Annotated in this window: 11 protein-coding genes, 4 tRNA genes and 1 rRNA gene; all 16 read left to right on the top strand. The window is 55.3% G+C overall.

Features of this window, described 5'->3' with window-relative positions; translation table 11 throughout:
- Positions 1-110 precede the first annotated feature (110 nt).
- Positions 111-226 (top strand): 5S ribosomal RNA (gene rrf, locus AD668_RS24255).
- A gap of 134 nt (positions 227-360) precedes the next feature.
- Positions 361-1,317 (top strand): bifunctional biotin--[acetyl-CoA-carboxylase] ligase/biotin operon repressor BirA, encoded by a 957-nt coding sequence (gene birA, locus AD668_RS24250; RefSeq protein WP_053162844.1) that lies wholly within the window; start codon positions 361-363, stop codon positions 1,315-1,317.
- Positions 1,307-2,056 carry a pantothenate kinase gene (locus AD668_RS24245; protein WP_053162842.1) on the top strand — a complete coding sequence of 250 codons (750 nt, stop codon included), beginning with the start codon at positions 1,307-1,309 and terminating at the stop codon, positions 2,054-2,056. The genes birA and AD668_RS24245 overlap by 11 nt, the downstream gene beginning before the upstream one ends.
- Before the next feature lie 7 nt (positions 2,057-2,063).
- Complete coding sequence (locus AD668_RS24240) at positions 2,064-2,501, top strand: hypothetical protein (RefSeq protein ID WP_053162840.1); 438 nt, start codon at positions 2,064-2,066, stop codon at positions 2,499-2,501.
- Positions 2,502-2,644: 143 nt separating this feature from the next.
- Positions 2,645-2,729, top strand: a tRNA-Tyr gene (locus AD668_RS24235).
- 23 nt (positions 2,730-2,752) lie between these two features.
- Positions 2,753-2,826: transfer RNA gene (locus AD668_RS24230), tRNA-Gly, on the top strand.
- A 26-nt stretch (positions 2,827-2,852) separates the two neighbouring features.
- A tRNA-Thr gene (locus AD668_RS24225) sits at positions 2,853-2,928 on the top strand.
- 174 nt (positions 2,929-3,102) lie between these two features.
- A tRNA-Trp gene (locus AD668_RS24220) sits at positions 3,103-3,178 on the top strand.
- Positions 3,179-3,223: 45 nt separating this feature from the next.
- Positions 3,224-3,592, top strand: coding sequence for a preprotein translocase subunit SecE (gene secE, locus AD668_RS24215; RefSeq protein ID WP_007984402.1), 369 nt, complete (start codon positions 3,224-3,226; stop codon positions 3,590-3,592).
- 9 nt (positions 3,593-3,601) lie between these two features.
- Positions 3,602-4,135 (top strand): transcription termination/antitermination protein NusG, encoded by a 534-nt coding sequence (gene nusG, locus AD668_RS24210; RefSeq protein ID WP_007984405.1) that lies wholly within the window; start codon positions 3,602-3,604, stop codon positions 4,133-4,135.
- Between the two features lie 117 nt (positions 4,136-4,252).
- Positions 4,253-4,684, top strand: a complete 432-nt coding sequence (rplK, locus tag AD668_RS24205; RefSeq protein WP_007933726.1) for a 50S ribosomal protein L11 — start codon at positions 4,253-4,255, stop codon at positions 4,682-4,684.
- Positions 4,684-5,379, top strand: a complete 696-nt coding sequence (gene rplA / locus AD668_RS24200) for a 50S ribosomal protein L1 (protein ID WP_003186095.1) — start codon at positions 4,684-4,686, stop codon at positions 5,377-5,379. Before rplK ends, rplA begins: the two co-directional genes overlap by 1 nt.
- Positions 5,380-5,577: 198 nt before the next feature.
- Positions 5,578-6,078, top strand: a complete 501-nt coding sequence (gene rplJ / locus AD668_RS24195; protein ID WP_007970413.1) for a 50S ribosomal protein L10 — start codon at positions 5,578-5,580, stop codon at positions 6,076-6,078.
- 75 nt (positions 6,079-6,153) lie between these two features.
- Complete coding sequence (gene rplL, locus AD668_RS24190) at positions 6,154-6,519, top strand: 50S ribosomal protein L7/L12 (RefSeq protein ID WP_053162838.1); 366 nt, start codon at positions 6,154-6,156, stop codon at positions 6,517-6,519.
- Between the two features lie 220 nt (positions 6,520-6,739).
- Positions 6,740-10,813 (top strand): DNA-directed RNA polymerase subunit beta, encoded by a 4,074-nt coding sequence (rpoB, locus tag AD668_RS24185; protein WP_053162836.1) that lies wholly within the window; start codon positions 6,740-6,742, stop codon positions 10,811-10,813.
- A gap of 64 nt (positions 10,814-10,877) precedes the next feature.
- Positions 10,878-15,077: a DNA-directed RNA polymerase subunit beta' gene (gene rpoC, locus AD668_RS24180; RefSeq protein ID WP_053162834.1), complete on the top strand. Its 4,200-nt coding sequence runs from the start codon at positions 10,878-10,880 to the stop codon at positions 15,075-15,077.
- The last annotated feature ends 36 nt before the right edge of the window (positions 15,078-15,113 follow it).

Here is a 15,113-nt window from a genome sequence, read left to right as displayed (position 1 = left end):
GTGTGAAGACGCAATGAACCGAAAGTTCGTATCTCACAAAACACCGATTTCTATCACATCCCCAATTTGCTGAAGCGCGGCCGACTGGCCACGATTCGGTACCCGAATTTCTTGACGACCATAGAGCATTGGAACCACCTGATCCCATCCCGAACTCAGCAGTGAAACGATGCATCGCCGATGGTAGTGTGGGGTTTCCCCATGTGAGAGTAGGTCATCGTCAAGATTAAATTCCGAAACCCCAATTGCGAAAGCAGTTGGGGTTTTGTTTTGTCCGCGGGAAAGTTTCGTCTCCGGGATTTCTATGCAATGGCTCGGAGCGTGGCTATTATGCGGGCCTCATTGTGAGGCGAGACTTGCATGCTGACGTTGTTAAAGCTTCTTAAAGATGGTCGATTTCACTCCGGCGAAGCCTTGGGGGCGGCCTTGGGTATCAGTCGTAGTGCCGTGTGGAAACAGCTCCAGCATCTAGAAGCTGAACTAGGTCTTTCTATTCACAAGGTCAGAGGTCGTGGTTATCAGCTATCGACTTCATTGGTACTGCTGGACCCTGCGGAGATCCTGCGAGCATCTTCCTGTGCCTGGCCAGCCCTCGTTTATGACTCGATCGACTCTACAAATGCAGAGGCGCTGCGTCTCATCGAGCGGGGCCAGGCGGCACCCTTTCTAGTGCTTGCTGAGCGGCAAACGGCCGGTCGCGGGCGACGCGGCCGCAAATGGGTGAGCCCATTTGCAGAAAATGCCTATTACAGTCTCGTTTTGCGTATTGATGGTGGTATGCGTCAGCTAGAAGGCTTAAGCCTGGTTGTTGGGCTTGCCGTAATGCAGACCTTGCGTGAACTGGGTATTCCAGGAGTCGGGTTGAAATGGCCTAACGATGTCCTGGTAGGGCAGAAAAAAATAGCCGGGATACTGTTGGAGTTGGTCGGGGATCCTGCTGATGTTTGTCACGTGGTCCTTGGTGTTGGGATTAATGTGAACATGCAATCGACTGATGAGGTTGATCAGGAGTGGACATCCATGCGGCTCGAATCAGGCAGGGTCTTTGATCGCAATCATTTGGTCGCATCGTTGAGTGTGACGCTTCAACGATACCTGGCTCGTCATCAGGCGGATGGCTTTTTGGCTATCCAGTCTGAGTGGGAGCAAAATCACCTGTGGCAAGGGCGAAATGTGTCGTTGATTGCTGGCGTCAACAAAATAGAAGGCCAGGTGATAGGTATCGACAGTCAGGGTGCGTTGCGTTTGAGGGTTGGTGGCGTGGAGAAAGTTTTCAGTGGTGGTGAGCTGAGCCTGAGGTTGCGTGATGATTCTTGAGCTCGACTGTGGAAACAGCTTCATCAAATGGCGTGTGCTCGCAACGCATGTCCGGCAGGTAGTTGGTGAGGGGGTCGTTGATTCGGACCTTGCGTTACTGGAGAGTCTTGAGGCGATTGGAGGGCTTGCTCTTACCTTTTGCCGGCTGGTAAGTGTCAGGACTGCAGAGGAAACCACCGCTTTGATGTCGTTGCTTTCAGGCGCCTTCAGCGTCTCCGTAGTCTGTGCTGGGCCGGCGCGTGAGATGTCTGGCGTTCGAAATGGATATGAAGAGTTCGAGCGTCTAGGGCTTGATCGTTGGCTGGCTATGCTTGGTGGCTTCCATTTGGCGGGCGGCGCCTGCCTTGTGCTTGATTTCGGAACAGCGGTCACTGCTGACTTCGTTGCTGCGGACGGAGAGCATCTAGGTGGTTTCATCTGCCCCGGCATGCCATTGATGCGCAACCAGCTGCGTACCCATACCCGTAAAATTCGATATGGAGATCTGGCGGCTGAGCGGGCACTGGAGGTGCTTGTTCCTGGTCGAACCACTGTCGAAGCTGTCGAGAGGGGCTGCTCCCTGATGTTGCGTGGCTTTGTTCTGACTCAGCTCGAATTGGCACGCAGCTACTGGGGTGAAGATTTCACCGTCTTCCTCACTGGTGGGGATGCGAGTCTGGTCGCCGAGGTTGTGCCTCAGGCCAGAGTCGTTCCGGACCTGGTCTTTGTCGGTTTGGCTATGGCTTGCCCTTTGTCCTGAGGTTTTTATGCGTTGGTTGTTTCTGCTGCTACTGGTCCTCAATGGCTTTTATTACATCTGGCATCAGCAGGAAGCGCCTCTGCGTGCGAAAGACGTAACACCCTTGAATTTGTATCGCAGCGCTCAGCAAGATATCCGCTTGTTGAGCGAAGCATCTGAAGCCCCCCGAGACAAAGCCAAGGCGCCTGCGGACAATAACTGCCTTTATTTGGGGGGATATGTTCGTCAGGACGCCGCACAAGCGGTAGAGCGGCGCTTGACTGGCATGGACGTAAAGTTTCAATCGTTGCCAAGGAGTGGGGGAGAGGCCTCTGGTTACTGGGTGCGTATCGCGCCTGAAAGCAGGCGATGGCTGGATGATCTGCAGCTGATAAACCTTTCTAAAGAATTCAACGAGTTAAAACATAAAATAATGCTATGCGAGGGGGTTGCGCCCACTGAATAGTTTGCATAGAATGGCGCCCGCTCCACAGCGAACACCGGAAACGGTAAGCGGTGTGAAGCGAGGTCAACGCAGCTAAGCTCAGGTTTTTAATGAGAAAAATGCTTGACAGAAGGCTGGCATGATGTAGAATGCCGGCTCGCTTAGGAGGGGTTCCCGAGCGGCCAAAGGGATCAGACTGTAAATCTGACGTCTACGACTTCGAAGGTTCGAATCCTTCCCCCTCCACCATTTTAGCGAGAGCTGTAAGCCTCGCGGGTATAGTTTAGTGGTAGAACCTCAGCCTTCCAAGCTGATGATGCGGGTTCGATTCCCGCTACCCGCTCCAAGTTTACAGGTTTTGCACAGTTTTACGCTCTTGTAGCTCAGTTGGTAGAGCACACCCTTGGTAAGGGTGAGGTCAGCGGTTCAAATCCGCTCAAGAGCTCCATATAACAAGGCAGATATGAAAATATCTGCCTTTGTTTTAGGTGGTAGTGGTTGCGCCTGATTGTGTTTTTGAAGGTTGCCGGTGTCGTGAATGCCGGTGTTGCAGCCAGGGTTGCCTAGTAAGTGTTGTAAAGTCTTTTTCGGGTCGGCATAATGGTCGGCCTGATTTTGTTTTAGGTCAGTAGCTCAATTGGCAGAGCGACGGTCTCCAAAACCGTAGGTTGGGGGTTCGATTCCCTCCTGACCTGCCAGATTCACTCGGTGTGTCTGGCTTTCTTTTCACAGGATCTTCATAGATGACTCCTAAAGCTGAAGCTCAAGGCTCTCGTTTCGACCTCCTCAAGTGGCTTGTAGTAGTCGCTCTGGTGGTTGTTGGCGTTGTTGGCAATCAGTACTTTTCTGCTTCGCCGATCCTGTACCGCGTACTCGCATTGCTTGCTATTGCTGCTGTAGCTGCCTTTGTAGGCCTGCAGACGGTCAAGGGCAAGTCTTTCTTTGTACTGGTTAAGGAAGCGCGCACCGAAATTCGTAAAGTCGTTTGGCCAACTCGCCAAGAAACCACGCAGACCACGTTGATCGTTGTGGCTGTTGTTCTGGTTATGGCGTTGCTGTTGTGGGGGCTTGATTCCCTGCTCGGCTGGCTTGTTTCCTTGATTGTCGGCTAAGGGTGTCCCGTGGCTAAGCGTTGGTATGTTGTGCATGCTTACTCCGGTTACGAGAAGCATGTTATGCGCTCGCTCATCGAGCGCGTAAAGCTGGCCGGTATGGAAGATGGCTTCGGCGAGATTCTGGTTCCCACTGAAGAAGTGGTTGAAATGCGCAATGGCCAGAAGCGCAAAAGCGAGCGTAAATTCTTCCCTGGCTATGTGCTGGTGCAGATGGATATGAATGAGGGTACTTGGCACTTGGTCAAGGATACTCCTCGGGTGATGGGTTTCATTGGCGGTACTGCCGATAAGCCTGCACCAATCACCGATAAAGAGGCAGAAGCGATTCTGCGCCGCGTTGCCGATGGCAGCGACAAGCCGAAGCCGAAGACGTTGTTCGAGCCGGGCGAGTCGGTGCGTGTCAATGACGGTCCGTTCGCAGACTTTACCGGTGTTGTTGAAGAAGTTAACTACGAAAAGAGCCGGATCCAGGTCGCGGTGCTCATTTTCGGTCGCTCTACTCCGGTGGAGCTCGAGTTCAGCCAGGTCGAAAAGGTCTAGTTGAACAAAAATCCCAACCCCGCAGCCGTAGGCTGTGGGGTTTTGTCGTCACTGGGATAAACGCGCAAGTAACCGGGGAGCCTTTCGAGGCGCTTGAACCCGTAATTGGAGTGCCTCATGGCCAAGAAGATTACCGCTTACATCAAGCTGCAAGTGAAAGCCGCTCAGGCTAACCCAAGCCCACCAGTTGGTCCTGCTTTGGGTCAGCACGGCGTGAACATCATGGAATTCTGCAAGGCTTTCAACGCCCGTACTCAGGGTCTTGAGCCAGGTCTGCCGACTCCAGTGATCATCACTGTCTACAGCGACCGTAGCTTCACTTTCGAAACCAAATCCACCCCTGCTTCGGTTCTGCTGAAGAAGGCGGCCGGTCTGACCAGCGGTTCCGCTCGTCCGAACACCGTTAAGGTTGGCACTGTAACTCGTGCTCAGCTGGAAGAAATCGCGAAAACCAAAAACGCGGATCTGACTGCAGCTGATATGGAAGCAGCCGTGCGTACTATCGCCGGTTCTGCTCGTAGCATGGGCCTTAACGTGGAGGGTGTGTAATGGCTAAGCTGACCAAGCGTCAAAAGGCTATCGCCGGCAAAATCGAAGCAGGCAAGGCCTACAACTTTGTAGACGCTGCTGCCCTGCTGGCTGAGCTGTCGACTGTCAAGTTCAGCGAGTCGTTCGACGTTGCTGTAAACCTGGGTGTTGACCCGCGTAAATCCGACCAGGTCGTTCGTAGCGCTACTGTGCTGCCGCACGGCACTGGCAAGACCGTTCGCGTTGCTGTGTTCACTCAAGGTCCTGCTGCTGAAGCCGCTCTGGCTGCCGGCGCTGACCGTGTGGGCATGGACGACCTGGCTGCCGAAATGAAAGGCGGCGACCTGAACTATGACGTAGTGATCGCATCCCCGGATGCCATGCGCGTTGTAGGTCAGTTGGGTCAGATCCTCGGTCCACGTGGCCTGATGCCTAACCCTAAAGTCGGCACCGTAACGCCAGACGTCGCTACCGCGGTTAAAAACGCCAAGGCTGGTCAGGTTCGTTATCGCACCGACAAAAACGGCATCATCCACACTTCCGTTGGCAAGATCGGCTTCGACGCCGTCAAGCTGAAGGAAAACGTTGAAGCCCTGATCGCTGATCTGAAGCGTATCAAGCCAGCTTCCTCGAAAGGCATTTACGTCAAGCGCGTTACCCTGAGCACCACTATGGGCCCAGGTCTGGTCATCGACCAAAGCTCGCTCGACGCGTAAGACACAGATTGGCGCAAGCGATTGCGCCAATTGAAAAATTGGGGTCCCTGCCTGGCGGGGGCTATCCAAGACCGTAGGCGACGCAAGTCTTAAACCTCAAGCCTACGCAGATGGTGCTCCCGGTTCCTTACCGAATCAGACACCAAAACGACATCGGGTTTCGACCAGATGAAACGGTAACAAGCAGGAGTTAAACCCGTGGCAATTAAACTCGAAGACAAGAAGGCCATCGTCGCTGAAGTCAACGAGGCTGCCAAAGTCGCTCTGTCCGCTGTCGTGGCTGATGCCCGTGGCGTAACAGTAGGCGCGATGACCGGACTCCGTAAAGAGGCTCGTGAAGCTGGCGTTTACGTACGTGTTGTACGTAACACCCTGCTCAAGCGCGCTGTTGCTGACACTGAATTCAGTGTCCTCAACGACGTGTTCACTGGCCCTACCCTGATTGCATTCTCCAAAGAACATCCAGGCGCTGCTGCCCGGATTTTCAAAGAGTTCGCAAAGGGTCAGGACAAGTTCGAGATCAAGGCAGCTGCGTTCGAGGGCAAGTTCCTCGCAGCTAACCAAATCGACGTACTGGCAACTCTGCCGACCCGTGACGAAGCAATTTCTCAGCTGATGAGCGTGATTCAAGGCGCTACCAGCAAGTTGGCTCGTACTCTGGCGGCAATTCGCGACCAGAAAGAAGCTGCTGCAGCCTAAGGCTCGTCAACTTCTCGCGTTTTTTGTTTTTTTCGATGGTCGCGTAGGCCGTCCCCAATATCAGGAATTAGATTCATGTCTATCTCTCAGAACGATATCCTTGAAGCAGTTGGCAACATGTCCGTAATGGAAGTTGTTGAGCTGATCAAAGCTTTCGAAGAAAAATTCGGCGTTACCGCTGCTGCTGCATCGGCTGGTCCAGCTGCTGCTGCCGCCGTTGTTGAAGAGCAAACTGAATTCAACGTCATGCTGACCGAAGCTGGCGAGAAGAAAGTTAACGTGATCAAGGCAGTACGTGAACTGACCGGTCTGGGCCTGAAAGAAGCCAAGGCTGTAGTTGACGGCGCTCCTGCCATGGTTCTGGAAGCTGTTGCCAAAGAAGCAGCTGACAAAGCCAAAGCAACTCTGGAAGAAGCAGGCGCTAAAGTCGAGCTGAAGTAAGCATCGACTTTGCTCCTCCAGCCCGAGCGTTAAGCGACAGGCTGATGGCTGGTGGCTCTTGCCACCGGCCTTTTTCCGTTATTGGCAGCCGACTGGGTCGGCACCGATAACGTGCTGTAACCACCCGATGCGGTGGCGCAAACCATGGGGTTTGCACGATTTTCTGGCTGCTCCCGTCGGGAGGGGCCAAACAAGCAGGTGACCAAGCTGGGGAACGCTGATGGCTTACTCATATACTGAGAAAAAACGTATCCGCAAGGACTTTAGCAAGTTGCCGGACGTCATGGATGTGCCGTACCTCCTGGCCATCCAGCTGGATTCGTATCGTGAATTCTTGCAAGCGGGAGCGACTAAAGATCAGTTCCGCGACGTGGGCCTGCATGCGGCCTTCAAATCCGTTTTCCCGATCATCAGCTACTCCGGCAATGCTGCGCTGGAGTACGTCGGATATCGTCTGGGCGAACCGGCATTTGATGTCAAAGAATGCGTATTGCGCGGTGTTACTTACGCCGTACCTTTGCGGGTAAAAGTGCGCCTGATCATTTTCGACAAAGAATCGTCGAACAAAGCGATCAAGGACATCAAAGAGCAAGAAGTCTACATGGGTGAAATCCCCCTGATGACTGAAAACGGTACCTTCGTAATCAACGGTACCGAGCGTGTAATTGTTTCCCAGCTGCACCGTTCCCCGGGCGTGTTCTTCGACCACGACCGTGGCAAGACGCACAGCTCCGGTAAACTGCTGTATTCCGCGCGCATTATTCCTTACCGCGGTTCGTGGCTGGACTTCGAGTTCGACCCGAAAGACTGCGTATTCGTGCGTATCGACCGTCGTCGCAAGCTGCCTGCTTCGGTACTGCTGCGCGCGCTCGGTTACACCACTGAAGAAGTGCTGGACGCGTTTTATACCACCAACGTATTCCACGTGAAGGGCGAGACCCTGAGCCTGGAGCTGGTGCCTCAGCGCCTGCGTGGTGAAATCGCTGTCCTTGATATTCAGGATGACAAAGGCAAGGTTATTGTCGAGCAAGGTCGTCGTATTACCGCTCGCCACATCAACCAGCTGGAAAAAGCCGGGATCAAAGAGCTGGATGTGCCTCTGGACTACGTCCTGGGTCGCACAACCGCCAAGGTCATCGTGCATCCGGCAACCGGCGAAATCCTGGCAGAGTGCAACACCGAGCTGAACACCGAGATCCTGGCCAAAATCGCCAAGGCTCAGGTTGTTCGCATCGAAACTCTGTACACCAACGATATCGACTGCGGTCCGTTCGTCTCCGACACCCTGAAGATCGACTCCACCAGCAACCAATTGGAAGCGCTGGTCGAGATCTATCGCATGATGCGTCCAGGCGAGCCGCCAACCAAAGACGCTGCCGAGACCCTGTTCAACAACCTGTTCTTCAGCCCTGAGCGCTATGATCTGTCAGCGGTCGGCCGGATGAAGTTCAACCGTCGTATCGGTCGTACCGAGATCGAAGGTTCGGGCGTGCTGTGCAAGGAAGACATCGTCGCGGTACTGAAGACTCTGGTCGACATCCGTAACGGTAAAGGCATCGTCGATGACATCGACCACCTGGGTAACCGTCGTGTTCGCTGCGTAGGCGAAATGGCCGAGAACCAGTTCCGCGTTGGCCTGGTACGTGTTGAACGTGCGGTCAAAGAGCGTCTGTCGATGGCTGAAAGCGAAGGCCTGATGCCGCAAGACCTGATCAACGCCAAGCCAGTGGCTGCGGCGGTGAAGGAGTTCTTCGGCTCCAGCCAGCTGTCCCAGTTCATGGACCAGAACAACCCGCTGTCCGAGATCACCCACAAGCGTCGTGTTTCAGCACTCGGCCCTGGCGGTTTGACTCGTGAGCGTGCCGGCTTTGAAGTTCGAGACGTTCACCCGACGCACTACGGTCGTGTTTGCCCGATCGAAACGCCGGAAGGTCCGAACATCGGTCTGATCAACTCCCTGGCTGCCTATGCGCGCACCAACCAGTATGGCTTCCTGGAAAGCCCGTACCGTGTGGTGAAAGACGCTCTGGTCACCGACGAGATCGTATTCCTGTCCGCCATCGAAGAAGCCGATCACGTGATCGCTCAGGCTTCGGCCACGATGAACGACAAGAAAGTCCTGATCGACGAGCTGGTAGCTGTTCGTCACTTGAACGAATTCACCGTCAAGGCGCCGGAAGACGTCACCTTGATGGACGTATCGCCGAAGCAGGTAGTTTCGGTTGCTGCGTCGCTGATTCCGTTCCTCGAGCACGACGACGCCAACCGTGCGTTGATGGGTTCGAACATGCAGCGTCAAGCTGTACCAACCCTGCGCGCCGACAAGCCGCTGGTAGGTACCGGCATGGAGCGTAACGTAGCCCGTGACTCCGGCGTTTGCGTCGTGGCTCGTCGTGGCGGCGTGATCGACTCCGTCGACGCCAGTCGTATCGTGGTTCGTGTTGCCGATGACGAAGTTGAAACCGGTGAAGCCGGTGTCGACATCTACAACCTGACCAAGTACACCCGCTCCAACCAGAACACCTGCATCAACCAGCGTCCGCTGGTGCGTAAAGGTGATCGGGTTCAGCGTAGCGACATCATGGCCGACGGCCCGTCCACCGACATGGGTGAACTGGCACTGGGTCAGAACATGCGCATCGCGTTCATGGCATGGAACGGCTTCAACTTCGAAGACTCCATCTGCCTGTCCGAGCGTGTTGTTCAGGAAGACCGTTTCACCACGATCCACATCCAGGAACTGACCTGTGTGGCCCGTGACACCAAGCTTGGCCCAGAGGAAATCACTGCCGACATCCCGAACGTGGGTGAAGCGGCACTGAACAAGCTGGACGAAGCCGGTATCGTTTACGTAGGTGCTGAAGTTGGCGCAGGCGACATTCTGGTCGGTAAGGTCACTCCGAAAGGCGAGACCCAGCTGACTCCAGAAGAGAAGCTGTTGCGTGCGATCTTCGGTGAAAAAGCCAGCGACGTTAAAGACACTTCCCTGCGCGTACCTACCGGTACCAAAGGTACTGTCATCGACGTACAGGTCTTCACCCGCGACGGCGTTGAGCGTGATGCTCGTGCACTGTCGATCGAGAAGTCCCAGCTGGACGAGATCCGCAAGGACCTGAACGAAGAGTTCCGTATCGTTGAAGGCGCTACTTTCGAACGTCTGCGTTCCGCTCTGGTCGGCCACAAAGCCGAAGGCGGCGCCGGTCTGAAGAAAGGCCAGGACATCACCGACGAAGTTCTTGACGGTCTTGAGCACGGCCAGTGGTTCAAACTGCGCATGGCTGAAGATGCTCTGAACGAGCAGCTCGAGAAGGCTCAGGCCTACATCGTTGATCGTCGCCGTCTGCTGGACGACAAGTTCGAAGACAAGAAGCGCAAACTGCAGCAAGGCGATGACCTGGCTCCAGGCGTGCTGAAAATCGTCAAGGTTTACCTGGCAATCCGTCGTCGCATCCAGCCGGGCGACAAGATGGCCGGTCGTCACGGTAACAAGGGTGTGGTCTCCGTGATCATGCCGGTTGAAGACATGCCGCACGATGCCAATGGCACCCCGGTCGACGTCGTCCTCAACCCGTTGGGCGTACCTTCGCGTATGAACGTTGGTCAGATCCTTGAAACCCACCTGGGCCTCGCGGCCAAAGGTCTGGGTGAGAAGATCAACCGCATGATTGAAGAGCAGCGTAAAGTTGCCGAGCTGCGTAAATTCCTGCACGAGATCTATAACGAGATCGGCGGTCGTCAGGAAAGCCTCGATGACTTCTCGGACCAGGAAATCCTGGATCTGGCTCAAAACCTGCGTGGCGGCGTTCCAATGGCCACTCCAGTGTTCGACGGCGCCAAGGAAAGCGAAATCAAGGCCATGCTGAAACTGGCGGACCTGCCAGAAAGCGGCCAGATGCAGCTGACCGACGGCCGTACCGGCAACAAGTTCGAGCGCCCGGTTACCGTTGGCTACATGTACATGCTGAAGCTGAACCACTTGGTAGACGACAAGATGCACGCTCGTTCTACCGGTTCGTACAGCCTGGTTACCCAGCAACCGCTGGGTGGTAAGGCGCAGTTCGGTGGTCAGCGTTTCGGGGAGATGGAGGTCTGGGCACTGGAAGCATACGGTGCCGCTTACACTCTGCAAGAAATGCTCACAGTGAAGTCGGACGATGTGAACGGCCGTACCAAGATGTACAAAAACATCGTGGATGGCGATCACCGTATGGAGCCGGGCATGCCCGAGTCCTTCAACGTGTTGATCAAGGAAATTCGTTCCCTCGGCATCGATATCGATCTGGAAACCGAATAACACGTGACGCGAATCGAGAGCGGGGCAGGATTGCCCGCTCTCTGCTCCGCCAGGAGGAAAGGCCTTGAAAGACCTACTGAATTTGCTGAAAAACCAGGGTCAAGTCGAAGAGTTCGACGCCATCCGTATCGGATTGGCATCGCCTGAGATGATCCGTTCGTGGTCGTTCGGTGAAGTTAAAAAGCCGGAAACCATCAACTACCGTACGTTCAAACCTGAGCGTGACGGCCTGTTCTGCGCCAAGATCTTTGGCCCGGTAAAGGATTACGAGTGCCTGTGCGGTAAGTACAAGCGCTTGAAGCACCGTGGTGTGATCTGCGAGAAGTGCGGCGTTGAAGTTGCGCTGGCTAAAGTTCGTCGTGAGCGCATGGCGCACATCGAACTGGCCTCGCCAGTTGCCCACATCTGGTTCCTGAAATCGCTGCCGTCCCGTATCGGCTTGCTGATGGACATGACCCTGCGTGATATCGAGCGCGTTCTCTACTTCGAGAGCTATGTCGTTATCGATCCAGGCATGACCACCCTTGAAAAAGGCCAACTGCTCAACGACGAGCAGTACTTCGAAGCGCTGGAAGAGTTCGGCGACGATTTCGATGCCCGCATGGGTGCTGAAGCTGTCCGCGAACTGCTGCACGCTATCGACCTGGAGCACGAGATTGGCCGCCTGCGTGAAGAAATTCCGCAAACCAACTCCGAAACCAAGATCAAGAAGCTGTCCAAGCGTCTGAAGTTGATGGAAGCCTTCCAGGGTTCCGGCAACCTGCCAGAGTGGATGGTGCTGACCGTTCTGCCGGTTCTGCCGCCAGATCTGCGTCCACTGGTTCCGCTCGATGGCGGTCGTTTCGCGACTTCCGACCTCAACGATCTGTATCGTCGAGTGATCAACCGTAACAACCGTTTGAAGCGCCTGCTGGATCTGTCCGCTCCGGACATCATCGTGCGCAACGAAAAGCGTATGTTGCAGGAAGCTGTCGACGCACTGCTCGACAACGGTCGTCGTGGCCGCGCTATCACAGGTTCCAACAAGCGTCCTCTGAAATCCCTGGCTGACATGATCAAGGGTAAGCAGGGTCGTTTCCGTCAGAACTTGCTCGGTAAGCGTGTTGACTACTCCGGTCGTTCGGTAATTACCGTAGGTCCGACCCTGCGTCTGCACCAGTGCGGTCTGCCGAAGAAGATGGCTCTCGAGCTGTTCAAGCCGTTCATTTTCGGCAAGCTGGAAATGCGTGGTCTCGCTACCACCATCAAGGCTGCCAAGAAGATGGTTGAGCGCGAGCTGCCGGAAGTTTGGGACGTTCTCGCCGAAGTGATTCGCGAACACCCGGTGCTTCTCAACCGTGCACCGACCCTTCACCGTCTGGGTATCCAGGCGTTTGAACCGGTACTGATCGAAGGTAAGGCTATTCAGCTGCACCCTCTGGTCTGCGCCGCGTACAACGCCGACTTCGACGGCGACCAAATGGCCGTGCACGTACCGCTGACGCTGGAAGCCCAGCTCGAAGCGCGCGCGTTGATGATGTCGACCAACAACATTCTGTCGCCAGCCAACGGTGAGCCAATCATCGTTCCGTCGCAGGACGTTGTATTGGGTCTGTACTACATGACTCGTGAAGCGATCAACGCCAAGGGCGAAGGTCGTGTGTTCGCGGATCTGCAGGAAGTTGACCGTGTATTCCGTGCCGGCGAAGCCGCACTGCACGCCAAGGTCAAAGTCCGGATCAACGAAACCGTCAACGACCGTGATGGCGGCAGCGTGAGCAACACCCGTATCGTCGACACCACTGTCGGCCGTGCGCTGTTGTTCCAGGTTGTGCCAAAAGGTCTGTCGTACGACGTCGTCAACCTGCCGATGAAGAAAAAGGCAATCTCCAAGCTGATCAACCAGTGCTACCGCGTGGTTGGTTTGAAAGAGACTGTGATCTTCGCTGACCAGTTGATGTACACCGGTTTTGCTTATTCGACCATTTCCGGCGTTTCCATCGGTGTTAACGACTTCGTTATCCCGGATGAAAAAGCCCGCATCATCAATGCTGCTACTGATGAAGTGAAAGAGATCGAAAGCCAGTACGCCTCCGGCCTGGTAACCCAGGGCGAGAAGTACAACAAAGTGATCGACCTCTGGTCCAAGGCGAACGACGAAGTTTCCAAGGCGATGATGGCCAACCTCTCGAAAGAGAAAGTCATCGACCGTCATGGCGTCGAAGTCGACCAGGAATCTTTCAACTCGATGTACATGATGGCTGACTCGGGTGCGCGGGGTTCCGCAGCACAGATTCGTCAGCTGGCCGGTATGCGGGGCCTGATGGCCAAGCCGGACGGTTCCATCATTGAAACGCCGATTACTGCGAACTTCCGTGAAGGTTTGAGCGTACTCCAGTACTTCATCTCCACTCACGGTGCTCGTAAAGGTCTGGCGGATACCGCGTTGAAAACGGCGAACTCGGGTTACCTGACTCGTCGTCTGGTAGACGTGGCGCAGGATCTGGTTGTAACCGAGATCGATTGCGGCACCGAACACGGTCTGCTGATGACTCCGCACATTGAAGGCGGTGACGTTGTAGAGCCGCTGGGTGAGCGCGTATTGGGTCGTGTTATCGCCCGTGACGTATTCAAGCCAGGTACCGAGGACGTCATCGTTCCTGCCGGCACTCTGGTAGACGAGAAGTGGGTCGAGTTCATCGAACTGAACAGCATCGACGAAGTGATCGTGCGTTCGCCGATCAGCTGCGAAACCCGTTTCGGTATTTGCGCCAAGTGCTACGGTCGCGATCTGGCTCGTGGTCACCAGGTGAACATCGGTGAAGCGGTCGGCGTTATCGCTGCCCAGTCCATCGGTGAGCCGGGTACCCAGCTGACCATGCGTACGTTCCACATCGGTGGTGCGGCAAGCCGGACCTCCGCAGCCGACAGCGTTCAGGTGAAGAATGGCGGTACCGTCCGTCTGCATAACCTGAAGCACGTTGAGCGAGTGGATGGTTGCCTGGTTGCAGTGTCCCGTTCTGGTGAGCTGGCCATCGCTGATGACTTCGGTCGTGAGCGTGAGCGTTACAAGCTGCCGTACGGTGCCGTGATTTCGGTTAAAGAGGGTGACAAGGTCGAAGCTGGCGCTATCGTGGCCAAGTGGGATCCGCACACTCACCCAATCGTTACCGAAATGAAAGGTACCGTGACCTACGTGGGCATGGAAGAAGGCATCACGATCAAGCGTCAGACTGACGAATTGACCGGTATGACCAACATTGAAGTACTCGATGCCAAAGATCGTCCAGCTGCCGGTAAAGACATCCGTCCTGCCGTGAAGATGGTCGATGACAACGGCAAGGATCTGTTGCTGCCAGGCACTGACGTTATCGCTCAGTACTTCCTGCCAGCCAACGCCCTGGTCGGTGTAGCGGATGGTGCGAAGATCGCGATCGGTGATGTTATCGCTCGTATCCCGCAAGAAACTTCGAAGACCCGTGACATCACCGGTGGTCTGCCGCGTGTTGCCGACTTGTTCGAAGCTCGCCGTCCGAAAGAAGCGTCGATTCTGGCTGAAGTCAGCGGCACCATCGCGTTCGGTAAAGAGACCAAAGGCAAGCGCCGTCTGGTTATCACGCCGAACGACGGTAGCGATCCGTACGAAGAGCTGATTCCGAAGTGGCGTCACCTGAACGTATTCGAAGGCGAACAGGTAAACCGCGGCGAAGTTATCTCCGACGGTCCAAGCGATCCGCACGACATCCTGCGTCTGTTGGGTGTGAGTGCGCTGGCCAAGTACATCGTTAACGAGATCCAGGACGTTTACCGTCTGCAAGGCGTGAAGATCAACGACAAGCACATCGAGACCATTCTGCGTCAGATGCTGCGTAAAGTTGAGATCGCTGAATCCGGCGATTCCAGTTTCATCAAGGGCGACCAGATGGAATTGACTCACGTACTGGTAGAGAACGAGCGTCTGAGCGGCGAAGACAAGTTTGTCTCCAAGTTCACTCGCGTTCTGCTGGGTATCACCAAGGCGTCGTTGTCCACCGAATCGTTCATCTCGGCGGCTTCCTTCCAGGAAACCACTCGCGTACTGACCGAAGCGGCGGTAACCGGCAAGCGCGATTACCTGCGCGGCCTGAAAGAAAACGTGGTCGTGGGTCGTCTGATCCCGGCTGGTACCGGCCTGGCCTATCACAGCGAGCGTAAGCGCCGTCGTGATGCTGACAAGCCGTTGCGCGTAAGCGCCAGTGAAGTGGAAGCTGCACTGACCGAAGCGCTGAACTCGAGCGGTAACTGAGTTCTGCGGTAAATGAGCGTGAGGCCCTGGTCGCTC

It is taken from the genome of Pseudomonas sp. P1.8, from assembly GCF_001269805.1.
GTDB lineage: Bacteria > Pseudomonadota > Gammaproteobacteria > Pseudomonadales > Pseudomonadaceae > Aquipseudomonas.
Note: the sequence above shows the minus strand (reverse complement) of the source record. Positions and strands in the feature narration are given on the sequence as shown.

Coding starts and splice junctions, on each gene's coding strand:
- rplA (WP_003186095.1), top strand. CDS start 4,684: ATGGCTAAGCTGACCAAGCGTCAAAAGGCTATCGCCGGCAAAATCGAA.
- rplL (WP_053162838.1), top strand. CDS start 6,154: ATGTCTATCTCTCAGAACGATATCCTTGAAGCAGTTGGCAACATGTCC.
- AD668_RS24245 (WP_053162842.1), top strand. CDS start 1,307: ATGATTCTTGAGCTCGACTGTGGAAACAGCTTCATCAAATGGCGTGTG.
- secE (WP_007984402.1), top strand. CDS start 3,224: ATGACTCCTAAAGCTGAAGCTCAAGGCTCTCGTTTCGACCTCCTCAAG.
- birA (WP_053162844.1), top strand. CDS start 361: ATGCTGACGTTGTTAAAGCTTCTTAAAGATGGTCGATTTCACTCCGGC.
- rpoB (WP_053162836.1), top strand. CDS start 6,740: ATGGCTTACTCATATACTGAGAAAAAACGTATCCGCAAGGACTTTAGC.
- rplK (WP_007933726.1), top strand. CDS start 4,253: ATGGCCAAGAAGATTACCGCTTACATCAAGCTGCAAGTGAAAGCCGCT.
- AD668_RS24240 (WP_053162840.1), top strand. CDS start 2,064: ATGCGTTGGTTGTTTCTGCTGCTACTGGTCCTCAATGGCTTTTATTAC.